Genomic DNA, 26,058 nt, shown 5'->3' with positions numbered 1-26,058 from the left:
AAGATCATTAAGAGATTATGAAGAACAACTTGTGTGGATTTTTACTGATTGATTGATCGAAATATTATCATTGATTGATTGGTTTAAATTACTCGAAGTTTATTTGAGCGAAATTTAAGTCAGAAAATTGATGAGCCAGAATTGGCACCTTGTCTTTAATAAGGTGCAAAATGATTTTTAACTGAAGAGTTTGATCATGGCTCAGATTGAACGCTGGCGGCAGGCTTAACACATGCAAGTCGAGCGGAGTGATGGTGCTTGCACTATCACTTAGCGGCGGACGGGTGAGTAATGCTTAGGAATCTGCCTATTAGTGGGGGACAACATTTCGAAAGGAATGCTAATACCGCATACGTCCTACGGGAGAAAGCAGGGGATCTTCGGACCTTGCGCTAATAGATGAGCCTAAGTCGGATTAGCTAGTTGGTGGGGTAAAGGCCTACCAAGGCGACGATCTGTAGCGGGTCTGAGAGGATGATCCGCCACACTGGGACTGAGACACGGCCCAGACTCCTACGGGAGGCAGCAGTGGGGAATATTGGACAATGGGCGCAAGCCTGATCCAGCCATGCCGCGTGTGTGAAGAAGGCCTTATGGTTGTAAAGCACTTTAAGCGAGGAGGAGGCTACTGAAGTTAATACCTTCAGATAGTGGACGTTACTCGCAGAATAAGCACCGGCTAACTCTGTGCCAGCAGCCGCGGTAATACAGAGGGTGCAAGCGTTAATCGGATTTACTGGGCGTAAAGCGCGCGTAGGCGGCTAATTAAGTCAAATGTGAAATCCCCGAGCTTAACTTGGGAATTGCATTCGATACTGGTTAGCTAGAGTGTGGGAGAGGATGGTAGAATTCCAGGTGTAGCGGTGAAATGCGTAGAGATCTGGAGGAATACCGATGGCGAAGGCAGCCATCTGGCCTAACACTGACGCTGAGGTGCGAAAGCATGGGGAGCAAACAGGATTAGATACCCTGGTAGTCCATGCCGTAAACGATGTCTACTAGCCGTTGGGGCCTTTGAGGCTTTAGTGGCGCAGCTAACGCGATAAGTAGACCGCCTGGGGAGTACGGTCGCAAGACTAAAACTCAAATGAATTGACGGGGGCCCGCACAAGCGGTGGAGCATGTGGTTTAATTCGATGCAACGCGAAGAACCTTACCTGGCCTTGACATAGTAAGAACTTTCCAGAGATGGATTGGTGCCTTCGGGAACTTATATACAGGTGCTGCATGGCTGTCGTCAGCTCGTGTCGTGAGATGTTGGGTTAAGTCCCGCAACGAGCGCAACCCTTTTCCTTATTTGCCAGCGAGTAATGTCGGGAACTTTAAGGATACTGCCAGTGACAAACTGGAGGAAGGCGGGGACGACGTCAAGTCATCATGGCCCTTACGGCCAGGGCTACACACGTGCTACAATGGTCGGTACAAAGGGTTGCTACCTAGCGATAGGATGCTAATCTCAAAAAGCCGATCGTAGTCCGGATTGGAGTCTGCAACTCGACTCCATGAAGTCGGAATCGCTAGTAATCGCGGATCAGAATGCCGCGGTGAATACGTTCCCGGGCCTTGTACACACCGCCCGTCACACCATGGGAGTTTGTTGCACCAGAAGTAGGTAGTCTAACCGCAAGGAGGACGCTTACCACGGTGTGGCCGATGACTGGGGTGAAGTCGTAACAAGGTAGCCGTAGGGGAACCTGCGGCTGGATCACCTCCTTAACGAAAGATTGACGATTGGTAAGAATCCACAACAAGTTGTTCTTCATAGATGTATCTGAGGGTCTGTAGCTCAGTTGGTTAGAGCACACGCTTGATAAGCGTGGGGTCACAAGTTCAAGTCTTGTCAGACCCACCATGACTTTGACTGGTTGAAGTTATAGAAAAGAAGATACATAACTGATGATGTAAGCTGGGGACTTAGCTTAGTTGGTAGAGCGCCTGCTTTGCACGCAGGAGGTCAGGAGTTCGACTCTCCTAGTCTCCACCAGAACTTAAGAGAAGTTCGGATTACAGAAATTAGTAAATAAAGATTAAGATCTTGGTTTATTAACTTCTGTGATTTAAGTATCACGGTATTAAGCATGACCTGACGAAGGCATGTTTATTCATTAACAGATTGGCAAAATTGAGTCTGAAATAAATTGTTCACTCAATAATGAAAAGAGAAGAAGTAATTCTGATCTTGGAATTAATTGAGAACTAGCAAATTAACTGAATCAAGCGTTTTGGTATATGAATTAGATTGAAGCTGTACAGTGTTTAAATACACAGTACTTCAAACTGTAAGAGATTGATGAGAAATCATTAATCATGTCTTATTACTCCTTGTAGGTAATAACGACTGTTTGGGGTTGTATAGTCAAGTAATTAAGTGCATGTGGTGGATGCCTTGGCAGTCAGAGGCGATGAAAGACGTAATAGCCTGCGATAAGCTCCGGGGAGGCGGCAAATATCCTTTGATCCGGAGATTTCTGAATGGGGGAACCCACCTACTTTAAGGTAGGTATTGCAACATGAATACATAGTGTTGCAAGGCGAACGAGGGGAAGTGAAACATCTCAGTACCCTTAGGAAAAGAAATCAATTGAGATTCCCTTAGTAGCGGCGAGCGAACGGGGATCAGCCCATTAAGTTATGTGTGTTTTAGTGGAACGCTCTGGGAAGTGCGAACGTAGAGGGTGATATTCCCGTACACGAAAGGGCACACATAATGATGACGAGTAGGGCGAGGCACGTGAAACCTTGTCTGAATATGGGGGGACCATCCTCCAAGGCTAAATACTCCTGACTGACCGATAGTGAACCAGTACCGTGAGGGAAAGGCGAAAAGAACCCCTGTGAGGGGAGTGAAATAGATCCTGAAACCGCATGCATACAAGCAGTGGGAGCCGACTTGTTCGGTGACTGCGTACCTTTTGTATAATGGGTCAGCGACTTATATTCAGTAGCGAGGTTAACCGTATAGGGGAGCCGTAGAGAAATCGAGTCTTAATAGGGCGTTTAGTTGCTGGGTATAGACCCGAAACCAGGCGATCTATCCATGAGCAGGTTGAAGGTTGGGTAACACTAACTGGAGGACCGAACCCACTGTCGTTGAAAAGCCAGGGGATGACTTGTGGATAGGGGTGAAAGGCTAATCAAGCCTGGTGATAGCTGGTTCTCCCCGAAAGCTATTTAGGTAGCGCCTCGGACGAATACCATAGGGGGTAGAGCACTGTTTCGGCTAGGGGGTCATCCCGACTTACCAAACCGATGCAAACTCCGAATACCTATGAGTACTATCCGGGAGACAGACTGCGGGTGCTAACGTCCGTAGTCAAGAGGAAAACAATCCAGACCGCCAGCTAAGGCCCCAAAATCATAGTTAAGTGGGAAACGATGTGGGAAGGCATAGACAGCTAGGAGGTTGGCTTAGAAGCAGCCACCCTTTAAAGAAAGCGTAATAGCTCACTAGTCGAGTCGGCCTGCGCGGAAGATGTAACGGGGCTAAAACTATGTGCCGAAGCTGCGGATTTGACTTTTAAGTCAAGTGGTAGGGGAGCGTTCTGTAAGCCGATGAAGGTGTATTGAGAAGTATGCTGGAGGTATCAGAAGTGCGAATGCTGACGTGAGTAACGACAAAACGGGTGAAAAACCCGTTCGCCGAAAGACCAAGGGTTCCAGTCCAACGTTAATCGGGGCTGGGTGAGTCGACCCCTAAGGCGAGGCCGAAAGGCGTAGTCGATGGGAAATTGGTTAATATTCCAATACTTCTGTGTAATGCGATGAGAGGACGGAGAAGGTTAAGTCAGCCTGGCGTTGGTTGTCCAGGTGAAAGGAAGTAGGCATGCATCTTAGGCAAATCCGGGGTGCTCTATGCTGAGATCTGATAGCAAGCTGTACTTGTACAGCGAAGTGGCTGATACCATGCTTCCAGGAAAAGTCTCTAAGCTTCAGTTACACAGGAATCGTACCCTAAACCGACACAGGTGGTCAGGTCGAGTAGACCAAGGCGCTTGAGAGAACTCTGCTGAAGGAACTAGGCAAAATGGTACCGTAACTTCGGGAGAAGGTACGCTGTTGTTGGTGATGGAACTTGCTTCCTGAGCTGATGACAGCCACAGAAACCAGGCCGCTGCAACTGTTTATTAAAAACATAGCACTCTGCAAACACGAAAGTGGACGTATAGGGTGTGATGCCTGCCCGGTGCTGGAAGGTTAATTGATGGGGTTAGCGTAAGCGAAGCTCTTGATCGAAGCCCCAGTAAACGGCGGCCGTAACTATAACGGTCCTAAGGTAGCGAAATTCCTTGTCGGGTAAGTTCCGACCTGCACGAATGGCATAATGATGGCGGCGCTGTCTCCAGCAGAGGCTCAGTGAAATCGAAATCGCTGTGAAGATGCAGTGTACCCGCGGCTAGACGGAAAGACCCCGTGAACCTTTACTGCAGCTTGACATTGAACTTTGACCTTACTTGTGTAGGATAGGTGGGAGGCTTTGAAGTTGGAACGCTAGTTCCAATGGAGCCGTCCTTGAAATACCACCCTGGTAATGTTGAGGTTCTAACTCTGCCCCGTAATCCGGGGCGAGGACCATGTCTGGTGGGTAGTTTGACTGGGGCGGTCTCCTCCTAAAGAGTAACGGAGGAGTACGAAGGTGCGCTCAGCGTGGTCGGAAATCACGCGTAGAGTATAAAGGCAAAAGCGCGCTTAACTGCGAGACCCACAAGTCGAGCAGGTACGAAAGTAGGTCTTAGTGATCCGGTGGTTCTGTATGGAAGGGCCATCGCTCAACGGATAAAAGGTACTCTGGGGATAACAGGCTGATACCGCCCAAGAGTTCATATCGACGGCGGTGTTTGGCACCTCGATGTCGGCTCATCTCATCCTGGGGCTGAAGCAGGTCCCAAGGGTATGGCTGTTCGCCATTTAAAGAGGTACGCGAGCTGGGTTTAGAACGTCGTGAGACAGTTCGGTCCCTATCTACCGTGGGCGCTGGAAATTTGAGAGGATCTGCTCCTAGTACGAGAGGACCAGAGTGGACGAACCTCTGGTGTACCGGTTGTGACGCCAGTCGCATCGCCGGGTAGCTATGTTCGGAAGGGATAACCGCTGAAAGCATCTAAGCGGGAAGCCTACCTCAAGATAAGATTTCCCTAGGACTTTATGTCCTCTAAAGAGCCGTTCGAGACTAGGACGTTGATAGGTTGGATGTGGAAGCATAGTGATATGTGAAGCTGACCAATACTAATTGCTCGTGAGGCTTGACTATACAACACCCAAGCAGTTGTATATAAAGCATCAATCGATTCATTAATATGCAAAGCAACTTGATTTAGTTATACGCTTAGCTAAAATGAACAAAATATTAAGACTCAATCAGCCCATCTGTAAAGATTTGGAAAACGCATCGGCAACCAATAAGACCAATGTAAGTATCCATACCAGTTGTGCTGGCGACCATAGCAAGAGTGAACCACCTGATCCCTTCCCGAACTCAGAAGTGAAACCTCTTAGCGCTGATGGTAGTGTGGGGTTTCCCATGTGAGAGTAAGTCATCGCCAGCTCATTATTCGAAACACCCTCAACCTAACAGTTGGGGGTGTTTTTTTATGACTGAATTAAAATACACAGACAAAGAATTTAGCGTAAGTATCAATTAATTAATAAAAATAGCTAATCTATAAATAAGGTTATTCTGTAGCAAGACTTTTTAATAAAAAATCCACTTTTTCTTCTGAAAATTTTAAACTGACATGTATGATAAATAGAAACTATATGTTATAAATATTGAATAGGCATGATTTTTGCTTGTTTTATGGAATTTAAAATATATGAAATTATCTGTTGGGTTGAAAGTTGCGAATTCTCTATCGTTAACACCTCAATTGCAGCAGGCAATTCGTTTGTTACAACTTTCTAGTTTAGAGCTTGAACAAGAAATTCAGATCCAACTAGATAGTAATCCTTTACTTGAAAAAATAGAAGAAGAGTCATTAACAGAAAGTCTGTCTACATTAGAAAGCAAAGACTCAGATGACTTAACAACTGAATTAAATGCAAACCATTTACCTGATGATTTACCAGTCGATACAGAGTGGGATGATATTTATACTCATCAATCGACGGCTTTGGCTACTCCAGAATTTGAAGAGCGAGAGGATAATCGCCAAGTTCAATTATCTTTAAAAGAACATATTCTAGAACAAGTTAATCTTCTGCACTTTTCTAAAATAGATCAATTGATTGCTTACTGTATTGTTGATGCATTAGATGATAAAGGATTTTTGGATGCTGAATTAGAGGAAATCATTTTAGCATCGCAGCAATTATTGAATGAAATGGATATCGAGGAAGAGATAGAGGAAGATGAAGTTTTAGTTGTTTTAAAACATATTCAAAGACTTGATCCATTAGGAATTGGTTCGCGTAATTTAGCAGAATGTTTAAAGATACAACTCGAATTTTTATCGAAAGACGTTGAATATTTAAACGAGGCAAAAAGCCTATTGCAATATTATGAGCTTTTAATAGCAAATGATCTAAATAAATTACTCAAGCAGACAGGTCTAACGAAAGATCAATTGAAGTTTGCAATCAATCTTTTAAAAACATTAAAACCCTATCCTGGTATGGACTTTGATAAAGAAGAATCAGACTATCAAATTCCAGATGTGGTGGTTTCTAAAAAAGATTTACACTGGCAGGTTCAACTAAATCCAGATGTCCTGCCTAAATTAAGAATTAATAGTTTTTACTCTAGTATGATTCGTAGAGCAGATCAAAGTGAAGACAATTTATATTTACGTAATCAGATGCTTGAGGCAAAAAACTTTATTAAAAGTATTGATGAAAGACATAAGACGCTATTAAAAGTGGCATCTTGTATTGTTGAACATCAAAAAGCTTTTTTGGAGATAGGTGCTGAAGCAATGAAACCGTTGGTTCTTCGAGATGTTGCTGAAGAAGTGGAATTGCATGAATCTACAGTTTCTCGTGTAACAACAAATAAGTATATGCTTACTCCACGCGGCCTTTTTGAGTTGAAATATTTTTTCTCTAGCCATGTAGGAACTACCGCTGGAGGAGAGGCTTCTTCTACTGCAATTCGTGCAATGATTAAAAAACTTGTAGCAAATGAAAATCCGCGTAAACCCTTGTCAGATAATGTGATTGCTACATTATTAAAAGATGAAGGGATTGAAGTAGCGAGACGTACCGTCGCAAAATATCGAGAATCGTTACATATTCCTTCATCGTCTGAAAGAAAAGTCTTGATCTGAATTTTGAAGTATGGCTATTCTAGAGATTCATTATGACGAAATAATGAAATTTCATTTTCACCAAGAGAAGTAGCTAAAATGGTTTAATTGTCCCAATTTATCTTTTTGATAACATTAAATCGTTTTAGTTCTTCTTTAGATAACCTAAAAAAGGTGAGGGATAGAATTATGCAAATAACGATTCGTGGTCATCATTTAGCAATTACACCAGCTATAGAAGAAAATATTAAATCAAAATTTAATCAATTAACGAAACACCTAGATCAGGTGAATAGTATGCAGATTAAATTAACAAAAGATCATCAAATTGATAAGCGCTCTCATAAGGGCAGTTCAAATCATGTTGCAGAGGCTATTGTAAGATTGCCGGGGATTGAGTTGTTTGCTCAGGCAACTGCTGATGATATGTATACTTCAATTAAAAAATTGACTGAAAAATTAAAAAGACAATTATTAAGATATCGAAAAATGCAATGTACTTATTCGCAAGTTACTGTTTCTATTTAATAAGTTTTTTGAAGTTAAGAGAGGCTTGAAAGATAGCCTCTTTTTTATTGATAAAATATAAACACGTACTGAATTCTTGGAAAAAGTTATAGTAAAATACTCCGTTTTACCCCTTAGGTTGTGTCAGAGGTCTTTGCAATGAATAGTGAACAGCTCACTCAAATTTTAAAAGAAGCTTTCCCTGTAGCGGAAGTGGCGGTGAGCGGACAGGCCGGAAAATTTGACCTCCGTATAGTGGATGATCAATTTGAAGGTAAGCGTACAGTGGCTCGTCAACAATTAGTTTATGCACCATTAAATACTTATATTGCAAGTGGGGAAGTTCACGCGGTAACAATTCGTGCAATGACCAAAGATGAATGGCGTAAAGCAAGCCTTTTTGGAGCTTAAATATTAATGGATAAATTTTTAATCACGGGTGGTGTTAAGCTCGAAGGTGAAGTGCGCATTTCTGGTGCTAAAAATGCGGCTTTACCCTTACTTGCTGCAACTATTCTTGCAGACTCTCCAATTACAATAACCAATGTTCCAAATCTTAAAGATGTTAATACTTTGGTAAAGCTAATTGGTGGATTAGGGGTAACGATTGGCTATGAAAATGACACAGTAAAAGCAGATACCTCTACTTTAGATAATCAGTTTGCACCTTATGAACTTGTAAAAACAATGCGTGCCTCAATTTTGGTTTTAGGACCATTATTAGCACGTTATGGTAATGCTAAAGTTTCTTTACCAGGTGGTTGTGCGATTGGCTCAAGACCTGTGGACCAGCATTTAAAAGCTTTAGAAGCTTTGGGTGCACATATTGAAGTTGAAAATGGTTATGTCCATGCTTCTGTTGATGGTCGCTTAAAAGGTGGTGAAGTTGTTTTTGATATGGTGACTGTTGGCGGTACCGAAAACATCTTAATGGCAGCAGCATTGGCAGACGGTGTTACAACTATTCGTAATGCAGCACGTGAACCTGAGATTACTGACCTTGCTCAAATGTTAATTAAAATGGGCGCAAAGATTGAAGGTCTTGATACAGATACTCTTGTTGTAACTGGCGTAGAAAGTTTACATGGCTGTGAATATGCCGTTGTTGCTGATCGTATTGAAACAGGTTCTTATTTAGCTGCTGCTGCAATTACGGGTGGACGTATAAAAACAACTCATACGGATCCGGCATTGCTTGAGTCTGTTCTGGATAAGTTTGAAGAAATGGGTGCTGAAGTCACTCGTGGTGATGACTGGATTGAACTTGATATGATGGGTAAACGTCCTAAAGCTGTAAGTTTTAGAACTTTGCCACATCCAGAATTCCCAACTGATATGCAAGCACAATTGATGGCAGTAAATGTTATTGGCCGTGGATTCGCGACAATTTCTGAAACGATCTTTGAAAATCGTTTTATGCATGTTCCTGAGTTGTCACGAATGGGCGCTAATATTCAGGTGGAAGGTCACGATGCTGTCGTAACAGGAGTTGAAACCTTACAGGCAGCGCCTGTTATGGCAACAGATTTACGTGCTTCATTCTCTTTAGTTCTAGCTGCTTTAGTTGCAGAGGGAGATACATTAATTGATCGTATCTACCATATTGACCGTGGTTATGAACATGTCGAAGAGAAGCTTCAAGGTTTAGGTGCCAAAATTAAGCGAGTAAGTTAATGAATGATGTAAGAAACGATGATCCTAATTTTGATGTGATGGGTAGTTTTGATCATGGTTTGACCTTGGCATTAAGTAAAGGGCGTATTTTAAAAGAGACGTTACCTTTATTGGCTACAGCGGGTATTAATTTGCTCGAAGATCCGGAAAAGTCTCGTAAGCTCATTTTCCCTACTACGCATAAACAAGTACGTATTTTGATTTTACGTGCGTCTGATGTACCGACCTATGTAGAAAATGGTGCAGCAGATATAGGTGTAGCAGGTAAAGATGTGTTGATGGAACATGGTGCTCAGCATGTATATGAGTTGCTTGACCTGCAAATTGCTAAATGTAAGTTAATGACAGCTGGTAAAGTAGGCATGGAGCATCCAAAGGGTCGTTTAAAAATTGCCACGAAATATGTCAATCTTACACGTCAATACTATGCAAGCTTAGGTGAGCAGGTTGATGTTATTAAGCTCTATGGTTCTATGGAGCTGGCACCTTTGGTTGGTTTAGGTGATTACATTGTAGATGTGGTTGATACTGGTAATACTTTAAGAGCAAATGGTCTTGAGCCATTAGAAGAGATTTGCAAAGTGTCTTCTCGATTAATTGTAAATAAAGCCAGTTTTAAACGTAAACAAACTTTGTTAAATCCAATCATTTCACAGCTTGAGCAAGCTGTTCAATCGCGTTAAAAGCAATTTCCCATCATGCTTTTGCGATAGTTAAGCTAGATGATGCCCACAAGCGCATAGAAAAAGGGTAAACTTACTTTTTCTTTTTCGCCTTGTGGGTAAATTGATGCGACGTTTATCGACTCAAGATCAAAACTTCAAACAGGTTTTTGCTGAGCTATTGGCATTTGAAACCGTGAATGATCTTAATTTAGTGCAAACAGTAGATCAAATTATTGCTGATGTTCGTCAGCATGGTGATGATCATGTTTTAAAACTTACTCAACAGTTCGATCGACATCCTGCGCATCAATTTTCAGATTTAGAATTATCTCAAGAACAACTTAAAACTGCTTTTGATAATTTAAGCCCAGAAATTCGTGATGCTTTAGAATTGGCAGCAAAGCGTATTCGTACATTTCATGAAGCTCAGAAACAAGATAGCTGGACTTATATAGATGACTTGGGCAATACATTAGGGCAAAAAGTTACGCCTTTAGACCGTGTTGGTATTTATGTGCCAGGTGGTTTAGCCTCTTATCCATCTTCAGTTCTAATGAATGCTGTACCTGCTCATGTTGCGGGTGTACCTGAAATTATCATGGTTGTTCCAGCACCGAATGGTGAATTAAATCCATTGGTTCTTGCCGCAGCTTATCTTGCGGGAGTTAGCCGGGTATTTACCATTGGTGGGGCGCAGGCTGTAGCAGCTTTGGCTTATGGTACTCAGACAATTCCACCTGTAGATAAAATTACTGGTCCGGGGAATCGTTTTGTAGCAGCTGCTAAACGTGCTGTATTTGGTCAAGTCGGCATTGATATGATTGCTGGACCTTCTGAAATTTTAGTATATGCAGAAGGTGAGAATAATGCAGATTGGTTAGCGATGGATGTTTTATCACAAGCTGAACATGACACAGTGGCTCAAGCTATTTTCATTACTCCAGATGAAGCTTTGCTTAATGCAGTAGAGTTGGCAATCGAAAAGCATTTAAATGAATTGCCAAAGGCAGATATTGCGCGAACTTCAATTGAAAACCGCGGCGCTTTAGTATTAGTCAAAGACCGTGCAGAAGCAATTGAGTTGATTAATCAGGTTGCACCAGAGCATTTGGAGTTGTGCTTAGATGATGCCGAAGCGATGAGCGAAGATATTCGTCATGCTGGAGCAATTTTCATGGGGCGTTATACACCTGAAGCAATCGGTGACTATTGTGCGGGTCCAAACCATGTATTACCGACATCTGGAACTGCTCGTTTTTCTTCTCCTTTAGGCGTTTATGATTTCCAAAAACGTTCGAGCTTGATTATGTGTTCGAAAGATGGGGTTAAAACCTTAGCTAAAACAGCCGACATATTAGCTGTCCAAGAGAACTTAGATGCCCATGCACGCTCAGCTCGCTATCGTTACCAATAAGCTTATAAACCTTGTAGTTTTTTTAATTATTACTCAGGGCTGATTTTCAGCCCTTTTTTGAGATAAGACCATGACTTTATCTACAGCACAAATGCGCTTTTGGAGTCCAGAAGTTCGTGAATTAGAGCCTTATGTTCCAGGTGAGCAGCCTAAAATTCAGAATTTATTGAAACTCAATACGAATGAAAATCCATATCCACCATCTCCAAAAGTAGTTGATGCAGTTCAAGCTGTTTTAACTCAGCAAGCTGATGCCTTGCGTTTATATCCAGATCCAGATGCAACAGCTTTAAAGCAAGCAATTGCTAAACAACAGAATATTGAGGTGTCTCAAGTTTTCGTTGGTAATGGCTCAGATGAAGTACTTGCTCATATTTTTAAAGCATTTTTCCTTCAAGATGAACCGATTCTTTATCCAGATATTACTTATAGTTTTTATCCAGTTTATAGTCAGTTCTTTGGAACAAAGACTAAAGAAATTCCACTTAATGAGAATTTCGAGATAGAAGCTAAGGACTATATACAACCAAATGGTGGGATTGTTATTACAAACCCTAATGCACCAACCAGTATTGCAATGGATTTGCCAGATATTGAGCAAATCTTAAAAGCAAATCCAGATCGGGTGGTGGTGATCGATGAGGCTTATGTTGATTTTGGGGCAGAATCCGCAGTTGGTCTTGTAAATCGCTATGAGAATTTGGTTGTTTGTCAAACAACTTCGAAGTCTCGTTCATTAGCTGGTTTGCGCGTTGGTTTTGCAATCGCTCAGCCACATTTAATTGCAGCGCTTGAAGCTGTCAAAAATAGTTTTAACTCATATCCTATTGACCGTTTTGCAATTGCAGCCGCGGTAGCTTCTTTTGAAGATCAGGCTTATTTTGAAGAACAACTTCAGAGAGTTATTTCTAGTCGTGAAAAGCTAGTAGATGACTTAACTGCTTTGGGCTTTAAAGTTTTACCTTCTAAAGCGAACTTTATTTTTGCTTCACACTCAGTCCATGATGCGGGTCAACTCGCACAGCAATTACGTGAACAAGGTATTATTGTACGTTATTTCAATAAGCCCCGTATTAATCAATTTTTACGTATTACAGTGGGTACTGATGAGCAGAATATGCGTTTAGTACAAACGTTAAAACAAGATATTCTTTAAGTTTTAATCTGCTGTGCTGTTCATCAAGTTCAGCATGGCAGAGATTTTATCAAGGCTTTCTTGATATTCTGCTTCTGCATTTGAGGCAATCGTAATACCACCACCCGCCCATAAAGAGAGCTGATTCTGGTATTGTTGAAAGCTGCGGATAAGAATATTCCAGCGACCCGTTCCATCAAAATTGAAATAACCTAATGTCCCACAATACGCACCTCTTGCTTCTTCTTCTAATTCTTCAATAATTTGCATTGCCCGAATTTTTGGGGCTCCTGTAATTGATCCTCCCGGTAAAGCGGAGAGCAACATTTGCATCGGGTTGATATCATCTTTAAGAGTCGCAACAATCTCACTGACCATATGATGGACTTGATTAAAACTTTCGATTTCGAATAATTGTGTTGTTTTTACCGACCCTGTATTGGCATAAATGCTCAAATCATTACGTAATAAATCAACAATCATGACATTCTCTGCCTGATCTTTTTGCGAGTTTTTTAAAGTTTGTTTAGAAATAAAATCTTTTTCAATATTCTCATATCGAGGCATAGTTCCCTTAATCGGTCTGGTCTTAATTTGTTTATTTTGATTGAATTCAATGAAAAGCTCAGGGGAACAACTTAATAACTCAAATTGATCTAATTTTAAATAACCTGCATATGGTGCATTAGTAAGACTCCATAAATCTTCTGCTTTATTTAATAACGACCCTATGAAATTAGCTTTAAATTCTTGGGTTAAATTAATTTGATAACAATCGCCAGCTTTAATATATTCTTGTATTTTATGAAAGGCTTCAAAATATTGTTCTTTAGACCATCTTGGTTGAATAGCATTCTTTAATTCAAATGTATTTTTGGAATTATTGACAATAGTAGTCTCTAATTCTTTTTCAATATATGTGACGAGATCAAGAGCGTTTTCTTCATCGCTAAAAAAATACCAGTCATTATCTATATATTTTAAAAAAGAACGATATTGGCCTAAGAATAAAGATGGCTGTATATGATTCAGACCGTTAATAAATTGATGTGCAGCAAAATCATAACTAATAAAACCAATATAGCCACCGTTAAAACTTGTTATCGATTCGCTATCTTTATTTTCTTTTAAATTATTTTCTTTAAGTTGAATAAAATCTAATAACTGATTCGATTTTGATATATTTTTATATTCATTAAAATTTTGACGCTGAAAAACTAAATCATTTTTATTTTGAATAAGAATGTATTGTTGAGGAAGAAAGCCAATAATAGGATTGTTATTGTCATTTAAATAAATGAGCCCAGTTAATCCTTGTAAATTTTTTAAAATCTCGGCAGCATTTTTACTATTTAATGAGATTTTTTTCTTTAACTGAGACATTTTTGAATAAGAGAATAGTTAATGAGGGAAATATTAGTTTACTACAACTTGTGGATCGTCAGGGAGAAGACTTATAGGGGAGATGCTTTTCGCTGATAAAATAGTCGAATTTGATTGTGGGATTGGGGGGATATTTGGAAGTTAAATGCTGAATAAATTGAGCGTACCGTTTGTCGGGTAGTTGGCAAAAAATGCACAACACTAGTTGAACAAAAAGTAACGTAGATGTAATTTAGTAATTGCTAAGCAAAACTACTCAAGGATTGGAAGTTTCGGTTGCTATATAAAGAAAAATGCAACTTGAGACAATGAGAGTGGTTAAAGTCAAAAAATAAATGCTCTTGGGAGAGTGCTCAATGAAAATGTTCACTAAACTTGCTTTAGTTTCTTCTTTAGCTATCAGTGCAAATGCAATGGCAATGCAGTCAATGGATGATGCTGCACTTAGTGCTGCTACAGGTCAAGATGGTATTAACATCGGTATCGCTTTAGGTTCTGGCGGTGTTTCTATCGATAAATTATATCTACACGATAATGATGGTTTGGCAACATCAACAGGTATTACTGGTGCATCAGGTACTGGTGGTGCAATCGCAATCAGCGGTGTTACTCTTACTCAAACAGGTACAGGTAACCTTTTAGATTTAGCAATTGATACGAATGGTGCTTCGGGCTCAAATGGTGCTTTCTTAAACGTTGCTGCAACAGTAGGTGCTGTTGATATTCATGTTGGTTCAATTGGTGTTGGTACTTCGGGTACTTTAAACCAGACAACTGCTGTACGTGGTATTACAGAAACAGCTCCAACTGAAATTATCTCTGGTTTAGATTTATCTTTAGGTCAGATTTCAGCGAATGTTCAGTTAGGTGCTACTCCACAAGGTGCAATGATCAAAGTAAATTCAAGTTTACAAGGTGGTTTAACACTATCTAACTTTGGTATTAATGATGCTGCTGGCGGCGGTAAAATTGTCCTAGATAAAGTAATGGTACGTGGTGCTGGTAATACTACTGGTGATTTAGACGTGAATGCGAATATTTCAGTTGTACCAACTGGCTTAAAAATCCAAAATAATAGTACTCAAGGCATGAATGTGTATGCGCAAGGGATTCACCTGGGTGCGGCTGCTAATGCTTCAATTGGTGATTTAGAAATTCAAGGTTTAAATGTAGGTACTTCTACAATTACAATTTCTGGCCACTAATTTAAAAAGTTCAAAATTAAAAAAAGCGCGTTTAATACGCGCTTTTTTTAATTGAGGTTTTAATTAAATTTTTCATAAGAATTAATAATATTGCTATATGTGTACTAAATATATTAAAAGTACTGATGATTAAGAATGAGAGCTAATTAACACTTTAATTAAAGTAGAACTATACATTCATCAAAAAGATTAAAAAAAAGCTGTTTTTTACAAAAAAAAAAGGTATCTTCAACACACAGGGATGTAGAGCTATTGCTCTAAGAATAAAATGAATAAGGCCGGTTAGGCCACCATTTAGACCAAGTGCTTATGTTAGAGATAGTTTTAGGCTCAGCATTGATGTATTACTTTGCGACAGAAGCCTTCGAAATAGAAAAAAAGCCACCAGGAACTGTTTATTACACAGAGACTGCCGATTCACGTAATTTATCATTTCATCGAAATCACATTGAACCAGTCAAAATCAAACCTGCTGTAGAAGATCAATTTCGCGGAATTGTTCGGCAAGCTTATGACTATAGTTGTGGTTCGGCTGCTCTTACAACCTTATTAAATGGGTATGTTGGAACCAGTTTGACTGAGCAACAGACCATGAGTGGTCTGCTACAGTATGGCGAATATCAACGCATTATTGAGCGCCGAAGTTTTTCATTACTCGATATGAAACGCTTTGTCACAGCAATTGGTTTAGAGAGCGGTGGTTATCGCGGTGAGTTCTCCGATTTAGTTAAGCTTGGACAACCTGCAATTGTTCCAATTTCTTATGCTGGTTTTAAACATTTTGTCGTATATAAAGCTTATAAAGATGGGCGAGTCTATGTGGCTGATCCTGCATTAGGCAATATCAGCTTTGATGAAAATCGTTTTAAAGAGGTTTGGGATAATAATACATTATTTGTTGTTTCTGTCCCTGAATCTCAGCGTAAAGATCTATTGGCTTTAAAAGATGCAGATATGCGTCATGTAGAGGATGCAACCGTCAACAGATATGCTTTTGTTGACGTGCAATATCCGACATTTAATTATGATCGTTTAGCAAATAAAGCCTCAACCATGAGACGCGTGTTAGATAACGATAATCACTCTGCGAACTATGGACTACCAATAGAAACCTATATGCGTCTTTATTACAAACGTAAATAGTCAAATTTTAATTTAGTAAAATAAATAAATTGGGTGGGAAAAACATGAATAATCGATGGATCAAGATGAGTGTATTGGCCTTAAGTATCAGTGCCATTACCGGGACAATCTATGCAGAGGATCAAGTACAGCAAGGACAAGTAGACGGATCGAGCCAAGATGTAAATGCAGCTAGCACAGGAAGTTCTTCTGTAGATACAACAAACTCGAATACAGCTATAGCAGGAAGCATAGTACAGCCGTCTGATACTCCTGTAGCGGATAACAGTACGGTACCCGCCAATGATGGTGGCGCGCATCAAGCGGCAACTGCATTACAGAAAAAAGAAGGTGATGCAAGCCAAGAAACGAATTTACAAGAAGTATTTACTTCAAATGAGCGGCAATATTCGTTAATTAAAAAAGGGGGCATCTCATCTTATTATGACCTCGATTACACTTATTATCGTGATACACGAATTGATTTAGCATTATCAGATAATTCATCTCAACTTAACCGTTTACGTGTCGAAGAAGATGCTAACCATACTTTGACAAATAGTTTTACGGTCCAGTATGGGGTCTTGGACAACTTAACTTTATCAGCAACTCTTCCTTTTGTTGCAAAGTCTGAAATTATTCGTGATACCACTACTGCTGGGTTGGGGGATATTTCTCTTGGTGCTCGCTGGGAACCCTTTCCATTAAAACAAGGTCGGTTACCCTTGGTGCTTTTTGGTAGTTTATCGTCTAAAACAGGTGATAGCCCATATGAAATTGGTATAGATGAACTTTCAACAGGTAAAGGTTACTACTCAGCTGGTGTGGGCGCGAGTACTCGTAAATATATTGATCCCGTTGTTTTATTTGCTTCAGCCTCTGCCAATTATGGTTTTAAAGAAACAGGTCTGAATCAGGCGCGTGGTACACGTACATTAACCTCATTTGACCCTGGAATTAGTGGCGGTTTTTCTTTCGGTTTTGCTTATTCATTTAACTACGATGTATCTCTAACCATGTCGTATCAGCAAAGCTTTAATATGAATGCTGAATTCCAGTTTGATAATGGCGACTCATATACGTCTCCAGATCAAAGTAGTGCGATGCTCTCTTTTGCTCTTGGTGTCCGTGTTTCACCTGAAACGATTGTTAATGGTACGGTAGGTATTGGTTTAACCGAAGATGCGCCAGATATTTCACTTGGCTTGTCATTCCCGCTAGATATTTTAGGTTTTAACAAAAAACAAAAATAAGGAGATAGGCAGGTGAAATATCCTAAATTATGTCCTTTAACGGCGGCAATTGTTATCTCCGGTTTTTCTAGCTTTGCCAATGCTCAATTAGGACAAAACCTAGCTGTTGATATTCGTTCACTATCGATGGGGAATGCTGTAACGGCAGATCCTCCAGGGATTAGTGCAGTTCATTTTAACCCAGCAGCACTAGCGAAAATTGATGGTTTACAAACAGATGTACAAGGTATTCTTGCAAACTTTGATATCCAGCGTGAGTTCTCAGCTCCTCCTGGGTACAACATTTTTGGTTATTCAGACGATCCTCTAGTTTGTAATGATGGACCAGAAGTTTCTGCCAATATTTGTACAGACTTTAAAGGGCCTGTACATGGGGATGTCGAGTATGCAAGTTTATATGTGCCAATTCTTAAAAAAATGGTTGATTTGGGAGCCGGCTACCCACTTGTTGCCCCTACAGCAGGTATAGCTTATAAACCACCAGGCTCAAAAGTAACCTTTGCAACAGCAATGTATGCACCTTTAGTAGCAGGTTTTGGAGCAGAAAATGGCAATCCAGGTAACTATATGGGGCAACAGGTTGCCGTAGAGCGTATTACATATCTATCCCCATCTTTTGGCTATCAAGTAAATGATCATTTATCAATTGGTGCTTCGATTGGTATGTCGTATAACGCGATTGCTTTAAATACCGATTTACGTTTCCCTAATGAAATGATTGGTGTGCTGCGTATGGTTGATGAAGTGGTATGTGCACCCTTCAAAGACAATAACGATATGATTACTGATCTGTTGTTATTGGGAATTTGTAATACGAAAGAAGGAATGAATCCATTTAATAAAATGGGTTCATTACAAGTTTCATTAGAACAATCATTAAGCCCTAGTTATAACTTGGGATTGCTTTGGGAGCCGACAGATGATTTTGGCTTTGGTATGGTATATCAAAGTGCTGCCAAGATGCGTCTTAAAGGCAAATACATGATTAATAATGCGAAAGCTCCTCAACAGTTGGTTCAGGGATTAAACTCATCGGCAACTGGGCAAATTTTAGCTGCAATTCTTGGACTACCCGGATATGTTCCTGATACTGAGTCAGGTTTAGTTGCGATGGATTTAGAGTATCCTGCACATTTTCAGGCGGGTATTAAATATAAAATATTTCCAGATTTACAATTAAACTTTGATGTTGGATGGACGGATTATTCTGCTTGGGATAAGTTTAAATTTGAATTTGATAGACAGATTACATTATTAAAGATTGCCAAACTTCTATCGAATGATGTGACCGATAATTCTTTAGCATTGCCATTAAAGTTTACTTCACCTTGGAGTTGGGGTATTGGTTTAGAGTATTCAGCAACTGATCGTTTGAAATTACGAGCAGGTTATGAACCGCGTGCTAGTGCTATTCCTAATGATAAACGTAATACCATGGTTCCGATCAATAATGCGCAATTATTCGGTTTAGGGGTAGGTTATCGTTTTGATGCTGATACAGATTTAGATCTTTCTGTCGGTTTCTTGCGTAGTCGTGACAATATTCCAGCTTGTAGTAGTACTCTATCGAATAAGTGTGGTGTCGATAATATTTTATTAAACCCTTATTCAGGTTTAGATGTAAAAACGAATACAAAAGTCACAGTACTTGGTTTGAGTTATAGAACAAAATGGTAAAACAGTATAAAAGGATGTTTAGCCCTAATTTCGCTATCTTAACCTTATGTGTTGCGATAGCGAATGTTTCTGTTTCTTATGCAGACGGATTCTATACGATTATAGGTCCCGATGGCCGTCCTATGATTGTGCCTAGTAAAAGAGTTGATCAGAAAAAACAAGCCACCTCTAAAATAGAAGAAACACAAAACCAGACTCCAACAACTAATACAATAGTTGTTCCCGCCCAAAAAGTGTTTAAAGAGGAAGGGCATACTACAGATTCACCGAAAAGAGTAGAACAACAACCACAAAAGAAATTAAATTCTGCACCGACTGCACCGACTGCACCGACTGCACCGACTGCACCGACTGCACCGACTGCACCGACTGCACCGACTGCACCGACTGCACCGACTGCACTGCAAAAAACTCAGAAAAATACTGACGAAGCTAAGGTCGCTGTTAGCGAATTAAAAACATCTGCAGAGAAAACTAAATCTCTCGAAAATGAAAAGCTTCAATCAGCCCCTAATGATGAGTGGAAGAAAAAGCTTATTTTAGTTCCGCCACCAATAAAAAGCACATCACAGGCAGCCCCATCAGCTGTCTCTTCACTGGATAAGTCTAAATTTACAACGATTGATAATATAGAATATGTAAATAATGAGTATCTTGAAGATCAAGAATTTAATCTTGAAGGTAAAAAGCGTTTTTATCTTATGCCTGATGGCTTAGGAAGAACTGAGTCAATAGAGCGTAAAAAAGGTGTGAGCCGGTCAACTTTAGATCAGCTTTTTAATCGGCAGACTAAAGATGACGAATCTACTGTTGTATTGGCCCCAACATATATGCGGTTATCTTCGCAAGAGTTAGAAGCAGCTTTTGAACAAGACAAATGTTTTATTAAAGGTTATAACAAATCAATTAAGACGCTTAGCATAAATAAAGAAGTAAGTTTATGGCCCCGTAAGCCATTGAAAGAAAAATTTGAATATGAGGTAGTACAGCTAAATCCTTCTGTTCAGCATTTAAAATTTATGTCATTTGCTGCTAGTAATGAGAAGCCTCTATATTACTGGCCTCTAGTAATCTTTTTAGATAATAAGGGTTGCATTTTAGAAGGAGTTAGTGGGTTTAAGAGTAAATCTTATCCTTCTACGATGTTACAACACTCATCAATTCAAGGTGTTTTAAAAGTACCACCTTCAGCACATTACATGATGATGACACCTTTATCTTCTGCTGTAGATGTTGCAGAAAAAGAGTTAACAAATCAGGGACAAATTCAAATTTCCGTATTACGTTAAAAATAAGTAGGGTATCTAATGAATAAAAAAGTTTTATGGCCTTTTGCACTAACCACATTAGCGATTATGCTAAATGGTTGTGGTGGCGGTAGTTCCAATATTAGTGAAGATCCGAATGCGGGCACTAATAACGGAAACTTATCTTCAGGCAGTTGTACACCGACAACGAGTGACACTGGTGCAGAAGATACAACTTGTTTGCAATTCGCTTTAGATTATCCGATAGCTGGTATTAATTTCGATTGTAGTTCGGCAACAAATTTTCATTATGCGACTAAACTTTCAGGAAATGCGGTAATTGGGTCGTGCAAAGTAGGAGATACAGCACGTTTTTATGTTCAGAGTAAAGATAATAAAAAGGTTTTCTTAGGAAACGTTAATCTGGATACGATTGGGAAGTTTACTGCCGTTAATGGTAGGACTAAAGTGATCAATCCGATATATCTCAGAGTGCTGGATTTAGCAAGTGGTGTTACAGGTAAAACTCCAGCAACATTAGATAAAAATGATGAAACAATTAAAGTAGCGATTGCTTTAATAAAAATCTTTCAAAGTATTGGTGTGGAAAATGGTGATAACCTGATTGGGGATATACAACCCACCCAACTTACAGATATAAAGAAAGATCAGCTTACTAAAATTTCTCAGAGCATAACCGCTACAGAATTAAAAAATGGTGCGTATGCGAATATTTTAAAACCTTGGTTAGATGTAGGACAAATCTCTGATGATGAAGCTTATAAGTTAGTTGTACAAACAACGAACTTAAGTAATGCTGGCATTTTTGAGTCATTCAATTTATTTACTAGTTCAAGTCCCATATTTCAAAACTATCAAGTCTTTTATGGGTGTAATAGAGCTATACAAGAAGAATGTTTTAATAACACAATTAACTTAAGACATTCAGCAGATGAGTTTTATTTATTATCAGACCGACAAGGTTATACATTAGGATATGGTTTGCAGTGGAAGGGTAATGCTATTGTAATAAACAATAAAGTACAAAACCCTTATTTGTTAACCTCAAAAGTTAAACCAGCTAGATTAAATGCAAATGCACAGAATGGTTGGTTAAATCCTATTAGCCGTGAGATTCAGCCAACTACTCCACTTCGTTTAAGCGCCTCTGATAATCCGAATGAAGATTTACAGATTTATCAAGGTAAATTCTTTAATGATTATGGAGTGGCAGGGACAGAACCATTCTATAAATACTTAACAAAACTCAGTACAGGTAATCCGCAACATTATGGCCTCTGGCGTCAAAATGTTGATGGTGATAGCTACAATGGGATATTGAGTATTGTTAAAAGCAGTCCTGTTAGTTATCTAGAGAGAAGGGTTTTCAAAACTTCTGGTAACGTAAAGGTGGGAGAGAGTTATATTTTTCCTCTTTATGCGACTCTGACATTTAATTTTTCAGATAAGACGATTCAACCTGTAAATTTAGGTATTGTTATTGATGAACATGGGGATATTCGTACTGATATCAAACCTAATTCAACAACAAATGATATGTCAGGCCAATGTGCGACTGTGTCTGAAAATAGTTTAGTGGATAGTAATGGCGTACAACAATATCGAATTGGTACTACAGCGGCGACAGTTGATGATCCTTCAAATAGCCAACAGTCTGTTTACGTTCGTATGATTTTATCTAATCCAAAATTTGAGAATATTGATGGTGCGATGGTTGGGGTAACTTTTGTAGGCGTTTCTCCGGGGCCTGCGAAATTGAATCTATTTAATTTATTGGCAAATAAGGTAGATAGTACGAGCATTGATTTCGATACTAATACTGCTTGGTTTAATCAACATGCGGCAGCTCAAGAAAGCTATAATACGCTTAAGGATGTGCCTGCTCCAACCGCTGCGGATAAAGCTTTGGCTCAACGTAAATTTGGTACAGTAACAATCAAATTAGCGAATCAATCTATTCCAGCTTGTAAAGCAATTAAAACTAAGTCTTAACATATTAAACAAATAAAAAAGACCGCCTAGCGGTCTTTTTTATTTGTTTAATTGATTAACCCGTATTGTCTAAACGAGTACCCAAAGTTTCAAGATGTGTTGGGAACACTTGTTCTTTACGATCTTCAAAATAATGTCTTAGTGTGTGTTCAACGCTAGGGAAGGCTAGTTCTCCCCATGGAATTTCATGCTCTTCAAATAGACGACTCTCGATACTTTCTTCACCTGCACCAAAAACTCCATCTTTCAGCTGTGCTTTGAAAAGTACATAAATTTGACCAATACGTGGAATATTGTACATACAATAAAGTTGTTCTATTTCTATCTCGGCTTCTGCTTCTTCACGAGTTTCGCGTGCTGCACCTTGTTCCATGGTCTCGAACAATTCCATATAACCAGCAGGTAAAGTCCATAAACCATAACGAGGTTCAATCGCACGACGACAGAGTAATACTTTGTCTTCCCATAACGCTAAGGCACCGCAGATTACTTTGGGATTTTCATAATGAATATTGCCACAATGAGTACAAACACGGCGTACTTTATGATCACCTAAAGGAATTTTTTGTTCGGTTTTATGCCCACACGCTACACAGAAACTCATAATTATCATCGAGTATAGAGATGACTCAGCATAACTGAATTTTTAGACTTACGCATCAACTCTATGTCTTAAGTTTATTTTTCAGATATGATGCAAAGAGAGACAAAATAATAGGTGAATGGTATGGAAGAGCACTTGCTAACACAAAGGTTACAGCAAAGATTGCGCTTTTCCACCCGCATACAAGAAGCACAAGCAGCAGTACTGATTGCTATTACAAATGAAAATGATCCTAAGGTACTGCTTACACGCCGTTCAATACATATGAACAACCATGCGGGGGAAGTTTCTTTTCCAGGTGGAAAGCGTGACCCCAGTGATACCAGTAATATCGTTGTAGCGCTAAGAGAAGCTCAGGAAGAGACCGCTTTAAATCCTTTTGATGTACAGTTGCTCGGCGATTTGCCAATGCAACGTGCAAGAAGCGGATTATCTGTAAAACCCATTGTTGGGCTTATTCCTCCAGAGGTTAACTTAATACCTCAGCCTACTGAAATTGATCGAATTTTTTTTGTGCCTTTGCAAGAATTAATCGATACAAGACCCATGCCTTACGAAGTACGTTATGCTCATCAATCTTTATATTTTCCAAGTTTACAGATTGATAATGAAATTATTTGGGGTTTAACTGCTCGTATGTTAGTTGCTTTGTTTAAATATGGATTGGGTCATCAGAAAGATTGGCCATTTTTACTCAACTCACCAACATTTGGCATGCCAAAATTTTCTCATAAGAATAAATGATCAGGATTGATAAATTATGATGTATAGCTATCAAGGACAGCACCCAAAAGCATTATATGAACCATGGGATGGTTGGGTTGCTCCGACAGCAACGTTGATTGGACAAGTAGAGTTGGGGCGTCAAGTCAGTATCTGGTTTGGTGCGGTAGTCCGTGCTGATAACTGTGTAGTTCGAATTGGTAATTTTTCTAATATTCAAGAAAATTCTGTATTACATACCGATGCTGGGCTTGAGCTCAATATTGGTGAATATGTCACAGTCGGTCATAAAGTCATGCTGCATGGTTGTACTATTGGTGATAATAGTTTGATTGGTATGAACGCCGTAATTTTAAATCGGGCAGTGATTGGCAAAAATTGTATTATTGGTGCTAACGCCTTAATTCCAGAAGGGAAAATCATTCCAGATAATTCGGTGGTGATGGGATCGCCCGGCAAAATTGTTAAGACTTTAGATGAGGACGGTGCGGCAAAAATACGGTTGAGTGCATTGCATTATGCTGAACATTTTAAAAGTTATAGTGATTTAAAAGAATTTTACTTTTAACTCTTTTTTAGCAAAATATTTTTTATGCCAAGTTAAATCTTGGCATTTTTATTTAGACAGAGAACAACTCGCCTATCAGAGCCGAGTGGGGTATCATAACTCCCGTTTTTAATCTGATTTAATACTAAGGTTGTGCATGAAATTGCTGGCGTTGGAAACTGCAAATGAGCAGTGTTCTATTTCATTAGTCGATGAAACCCAAGAACTGTTTTTTCAACTCGATACGCGGGCGAAAGCACAAACCCAGACCATTCTGCCGATGATTGAGCAGGGACTACAACAAACAGGTCTTGAGGTTGCTGGTCTGGATGCGATTGCCTTTAGCCGTGGGCCGGGTTCTTTTAGTGGCGTCCGAATTAATGCAGCTGTGACTCAGGCTTTGGCATGGTCACAAGATTTACCCGTTATTCCCGTTTCGAGTTTGCAAGCTTTAGCACAAGCAGCATACCGACTTGAAGGTTTGGAACAGGTGACTGCGGTTCTCGATGCTCGTATGAATGAAGTTTATATTGCAAGTTTTGTTCTAGATGAGCATGGAATTATGCAATGTATTGATGAAGAAAAATTAATGGGCTATGAGCAAGCGGCTGCTTATGCAAAGCATTGCTTAATTGGTTCGGGTGCGAAGCTCCTTCAAGCTGATGCAGAGCATCAAACAATCACTGCAACTTCACAAGACATTGCTTCTATTGCACGTGTCTATGCAGCGCAAAAGCAGTGGGTTGATGCTGAAAATGCTTTGCCAGTTTATTTACGTGATGATGCATGGAAAAAAATAGCAGATCAGGGTAAAGCAAAATAAAGGCACTACTCATGCACATATATTTTGAAGTAGATTTTCAAGAGCAAGCACAGCACTACCAAGCTGTGCTTTGTTCTAGAGGTGTGACTGTAGAATTGCAGCCAGTTGAAAAGCTCAATGCACGTTTTTTGCGTTTAAATCCTGATTTGGCGCTTTGCGTAGATGAAAACGGGCTATGGTTGTCTGCAAATGGCATGAAAATGCAGCCCGATTGGAAAGCCGAAATTTCCCGTTTAAAACGTGCAAGCCTTAAATCAGAAATGATTGCCCGTGCTTGTCAGTTAGGTGAAAAACCTATACTTGTTGATGCTACAGCAGGCTTGGGTCACGATAGTTTACTCATGGCTTATTTAGGTGCACAAATACAATTGGTTGAGCGCCATCCGATTTTATTTACCTTACTTGAAGATGCAAAAGTACAAGCTGAACAAGACAGCTTTTTAAGCCAGTTTATGAATCGGATTCAACTGATCTTTGCTGACTCTGCAAGTTATTTACAACAGTTACAGCAAACAGCTCAAATGGTTGATGTGGTTTATCTAGACCCAATGTTTCCTCAGCGTGATCAGAATCACCAAGCCATCAAAAAACAAGCTCAAGTTAAAAAACAGATGCAGCTTTTACACCTACTTTTACCCGAAGATGGGGAAATGGATTTGGGGGATAATTTGCTGGTTTTGGCACAGAAAGTTGCTAAACGTGTAGTGGTTAAACGCCCACGTCATGCTATTTTCTTGGCAAATCAGGAGCCAGCTCATCAATGGCAAGGAGATGCTTGTCGTTTTGATGCGTATTTTCAGTAGGCTTATGTAAGGTTAGGTTTTATTG

19 protein-coding genes, 2 tRNA genes and 3 rRNA genes are annotated in these 26,058 nt (G+C 39.7%); 22 read left to right on the top strand and 2 right to left on the bottom strand.

Going from position 1 to position 26,058, the window contains the following annotated elements; all coding sequences use genetic code 11:
* Window positions 1-178: 178 nt before the first annotated feature.
* The 12 genes from MKL38_RS18035 to hisC all read left to right on the top strand — a co-directional run bounded on the left by MKL38_RS18035 (window position 179) and on the right by hisC (window position 12,654).
* Window positions 179-1,716, top strand: a 16S ribosomal RNA gene (locus tag MKL38_RS18035).
* 59 nt (window positions 1,717-1,775) lie between these two features.
* Window positions 1,776-1,852 (top strand) — tRNA-Ile (locus MKL38_RS18030).
* A 56-nt stretch (window positions 1,853-1,908) separates the two neighbouring features.
* Window positions 1,909-1,984 (top strand) — tRNA-Ala (locus tag MKL38_RS18025).
* Window positions 1,985-2,354: 370 nt separating this feature from the next.
* A 23S ribosomal RNA gene (locus MKL38_RS18020) occupies window positions 2,355-5,248 on the top strand.
* A 180-nt stretch (window positions 5,249-5,428) separates the two neighbouring features.
* Window positions 5,429-5,543: ribosomal RNA gene (rrf, locus tag MKL38_RS18015) — 5S ribosomal RNA — on the top strand.
* Together the 16S, 23S and 5S rRNA genes with 2 tRNA genes alongside form the textbook arrangement of a ribosomal RNA operon.
* Window positions 5,544-5,810: 267 nt before the next feature.
* Entirely contained in the window at window positions 5,811-7,259 is a 1,449-nt protein-coding gene (locus tag MKL38_RS18010; RefSeq protein ID WP_045437486.1) for an RNA polymerase factor sigma-54, read from the top strand.
* Between the two features lie 168 nt (window positions 7,260-7,427).
* Window positions 7,428-7,766 (top strand): ribosome hibernation-promoting factor, HPF/YfiA family, encoded by a 339-nt coding sequence (gene hpf, locus MKL38_RS18005; RefSeq protein ID WP_049838342.1) that lies wholly within the window; start codon window positions 7,428-7,430, stop codon window positions 7,764-7,766.
* 138 nt (window positions 7,767-7,904) lie between these two features.
* On the top strand, window positions 7,905-8,156 hold the full coding sequence (gene ibaG, locus MKL38_RS18000; protein ID WP_004794487.1) for a BolA family iron metabolism protein IbaG: 252 nt from the start codon (window positions 7,905-7,907) through the stop codon (window positions 8,154-8,156).
* Between the two features lie 6 nt (window positions 8,157-8,162).
* Window positions 8,163-9,419, top strand: coding sequence for a UDP-N-acetylglucosamine 1-carboxyvinyltransferase (murA, locus tag MKL38_RS17995; protein WP_092711078.1), 1,257 nt, complete (start codon window positions 8,163-8,165; stop codon window positions 9,417-9,419).
* Window positions 9,419-10,102, top strand: a complete 684-nt coding sequence (hisG, locus tag MKL38_RS17990) for an ATP phosphoribosyltransferase (protein WP_270903986.1) — start codon at window positions 9,419-9,421, stop codon at window positions 10,100-10,102. The genes murA and hisG overlap by 1 nt, the downstream gene beginning before the upstream one ends.
* Before the next feature lie 106 nt (window positions 10,103-10,208).
* A complete protein-coding gene (gene hisD, locus MKL38_RS17985; protein WP_005043028.1) occupies window positions 10,209-11,498 on the top strand; it encodes a histidinol dehydrogenase in 1,290 nt (429 codons plus the stop codon).
* Between the two features lie 70 nt (window positions 11,499-11,568).
* Window positions 11,569-12,654: a histidinol-phosphate transaminase gene (hisC, locus tag MKL38_RS17980; protein WP_270903985.1), complete on the top strand. Its 1,086-nt coding sequence runs from the start codon at window positions 11,569-11,571 to the stop codon at window positions 12,652-12,654.
* 3 nt (window positions 12,655-12,657) lie between these two features.
* Here the strand turns inward: hisC and MKL38_RS17975 are convergent, their stop codons facing one another.
* Window positions 12,658-14,016, bottom strand: coding sequence for a chorismate-binding protein (locus MKL38_RS17975; protein WP_270903984.1), 1,359 nt, complete (start codon window positions 14,014-14,016; stop codon window positions 12,658-12,660).
* A gap of 356 nt (window positions 14,017-14,372) precedes the next feature.
* Between MKL38_RS17975 and filA the strand changes: the two genes are divergently transcribed.
* The 6 genes from filA (at window position 14,373) to filF (ending at window position 22,533) form a co-directional block, all read left to right on the top strand.
* Entirely contained in the window at window positions 14,373-15,221 is an 849-nt protein-coding gene (filA, locus tag MKL38_RS17970) for a putative pilus system protein FilA (RefSeq protein ID WP_005049007.1), read from the top strand.
* A gap of 309 nt (window positions 15,222-15,530) precedes the next feature.
* Window positions 15,531-16,364: a putative pilus system C39 family peptidase FilB gene (filB, locus tag MKL38_RS17965; RefSeq protein ID WP_080026336.1), complete on the top strand. Its 834-nt coding sequence runs from the start codon at window positions 15,531-15,533 to the stop codon at window positions 16,362-16,364.
* A 44-nt stretch (window positions 16,365-16,408) separates the two neighbouring features.
* Window positions 16,409-17,596: a putative pilus system protein FilC gene (filC, locus tag MKL38_RS17960; protein ID WP_270903983.1), complete on the top strand. Its 1,188-nt coding sequence runs from the start codon at window positions 16,409-16,411 to the stop codon at window positions 17,594-17,596.
* A 12-nt stretch (window positions 17,597-17,608) separates the two neighbouring features.
* Window positions 17,609-19,273 (top strand): putative pilus system OmpP1/FadL family transporter FilD, encoded by a 1,665-nt coding sequence (gene filD, locus MKL38_RS17955; protein WP_270903982.1) that lies wholly within the window; start codon window positions 17,609-17,611, stop codon window positions 19,271-19,273.
* The gene (gene filE / locus MKL38_RS17950) at window positions 19,267-20,562 is read left to right on the top strand and encodes a putative pilus assembly protein FilE (protein ID WP_270903981.1); all 1,296 of its coding nucleotides are present in this window, start codon (window positions 19,267-19,269) and stop codon (window positions 20,560-20,562) included. Before filD ends, filE begins: the two co-directional genes overlap by 7 nt.
* An 18-nt stretch (window positions 20,563-20,580) precedes the next feature.
* Window positions 20,581-22,533, top strand: coding sequence for a putative pilus system protein FilF (gene filF / locus MKL38_RS17945; RefSeq protein WP_270903980.1), 1,953 nt, complete (start codon window positions 20,581-20,583; stop codon window positions 22,531-22,533).
* Window positions 22,534-22,588: 55 nt separating this feature from the next.
* On the opposite strand, the gene MKL38_RS17940 is transcribed toward filF, so the two are convergent.
* Window positions 22,589-23,137, bottom strand: coding sequence for an NUDIX hydrolase (locus tag MKL38_RS17940; RefSeq protein ID WP_270903979.1), 549 nt, complete (start codon window positions 23,135-23,137; stop codon window positions 22,589-22,591).
* A 114-nt stretch (window positions 23,138-23,251) separates the two neighbouring features.
* On the opposite strand from MKL38_RS17940, the gene MKL38_RS17935 reads away from it, so the two are divergent.
* The 4 genes from MKL38_RS17935 (at window position 23,252) to MKL38_RS17920 (ending at window position 26,033) form a co-directional block, all read left to right on the top strand.
* On the top strand, window positions 23,252-23,881 hold the full coding sequence (locus MKL38_RS17935; protein ID WP_270903978.1) for a CoA pyrophosphatase: 630 nt from the start codon (window positions 23,252-23,254) through the stop codon (window positions 23,879-23,881).
* Between the two features lie 19 nt (window positions 23,882-23,900).
* A complete protein-coding gene (locus MKL38_RS17930; RefSeq protein WP_270903989.1) occupies window positions 23,901-24,428 on the top strand; it encodes a gamma carbonic anhydrase family protein in 528 nt (175 codons plus the stop codon).
* 136 nt (window positions 24,429-24,564) lie between these two features.
* A complete protein-coding gene (tsaB, locus tag MKL38_RS17925) occupies window positions 24,565-25,230 on the top strand; it encodes a tRNA (adenosine(37)-N6)-threonylcarbamoyltransferase complex dimerization subunit type 1 TsaB (RefSeq protein ID WP_270903977.1) in 666 nt (221 codons plus the stop codon).
* Between the two features lie 11 nt (window positions 25,231-25,241).
* Window positions 25,242-26,033, top strand: a complete 792-nt coding sequence (locus MKL38_RS17920) for a class I SAM-dependent methyltransferase (RefSeq protein WP_270903976.1) — start codon at window positions 25,242-25,244, stop codon at window positions 26,031-26,033.
* Window positions 26,034-26,058 lie beyond the last annotated feature (25 nt).

This window comes from Acinetobacter sp. AOR14_HL, assembly GCF_027855175.1.
GTDB lineage: Bacteria > Pseudomonadota > Gammaproteobacteria > Pseudomonadales > Moraxellaceae > Acinetobacter > Acinetobacter calcoaceticus.
Note: the sequence above shows the minus strand (reverse complement) of the source record. Positions and strands in the feature narration are given on the sequence as shown.

Bases quoted from the DNA above. Each gene is read 5' to 3' on its own strand.
- MKL38_RS18010 (WP_045437486.1), top strand. From the start codon at position 5,811: ATGAAATTATCTGTTGGGTTGAAAGTTGCGAATTCTCTATCGTTAACA.
- hpf (WP_049838342.1), top strand. From the start codon at position 7,428: ATGCAAATAACGATTCGTGGTCATCATTTAGCAATTACACCAGCTATA.
- ibaG (WP_004794487.1), top strand. From the start codon at position 7,905: ATGAATAGTGAACAGCTCACTCAAATTTTAAAAGAAGCTTTCCCTGTA.
- murA (WP_092711078.1), top strand. From the start codon at position 8,163: ATGGATAAATTTTTAATCACGGGTGGTGTTAAGCTCGAAGGTGAAGTG.
- hisG (WP_270903986.1), top strand. From the start codon at position 9,419: ATGAATGATGTAAGAAACGATGATCCTAATTTTGATGTGATGGGTAGT.
- hisD (WP_005043028.1), top strand. From the start codon at position 10,209: ATGCGACGTTTATCGACTCAAGATCAAAACTTCAAACAGGTTTTTGCT.
- hisC (WP_270903985.1), top strand. From the start codon at position 11,569: ATGACTTTATCTACAGCACAAATGCGCTTTTGGAGTCCAGAAGTTCGT.
- MKL38_RS17975 (WP_270903984.1), bottom strand. From the start codon at position 14,016: ATGTCTCAGTTAAAGAAAAAAATCTCATTAAATAGTAAAAATGCTGCC.
- filA (WP_005049007.1), top strand. From the start codon at position 14,373: ATGAAAATGTTCACTAAACTTGCTTTAGTTTCTTCTTTAGCTATCAGT.
- filB (WP_080026336.1), top strand. From the start codon at position 15,531: ATGTTAGAGATAGTTTTAGGCTCAGCATTGATGTATTACTTTGCGACA.
- filC (WP_270903983.1), top strand. From the start codon at position 16,409: ATGAATAATCGATGGATCAAGATGAGTGTATTGGCCTTAAGTATCAGT.
- filE (WP_270903981.1), top strand. From the start codon at position 19,267: ATGGTAAAACAGTATAAAAGGATGTTTAGCCCTAATTTCGCTATCTTA.
- filF (WP_270903980.1), top strand. From the start codon at position 20,581: ATGAATAAAAAAGTTTTATGGCCTTTTGCACTAACCACATTAGCGATT.
- MKL38_RS17940 (WP_270903979.1), bottom strand. From the start codon at position 23,137: ATGAGTTTCTGTGTAGCGTGTGGGCATAAAACCGAACAAAAAATTCCT.
- MKL38_RS17930 (WP_270903989.1), top strand. From the start codon at position 23,901: ATGTATAGCTATCAAGGACAGCACCCAAAAGCATTATATGAACCATGG.
- tsaB (WP_270903977.1), top strand. From the start codon at position 24,565: ATGAAATTGCTGGCGTTGGAAACTGCAAATGAGCAGTGTTCTATTTCA.
- MKL38_RS17920 (WP_270903976.1), top strand. From the start codon at position 25,242: ATGCACATATATTTTGAAGTAGATTTTCAAGAGCAAGCACAGCACTAC.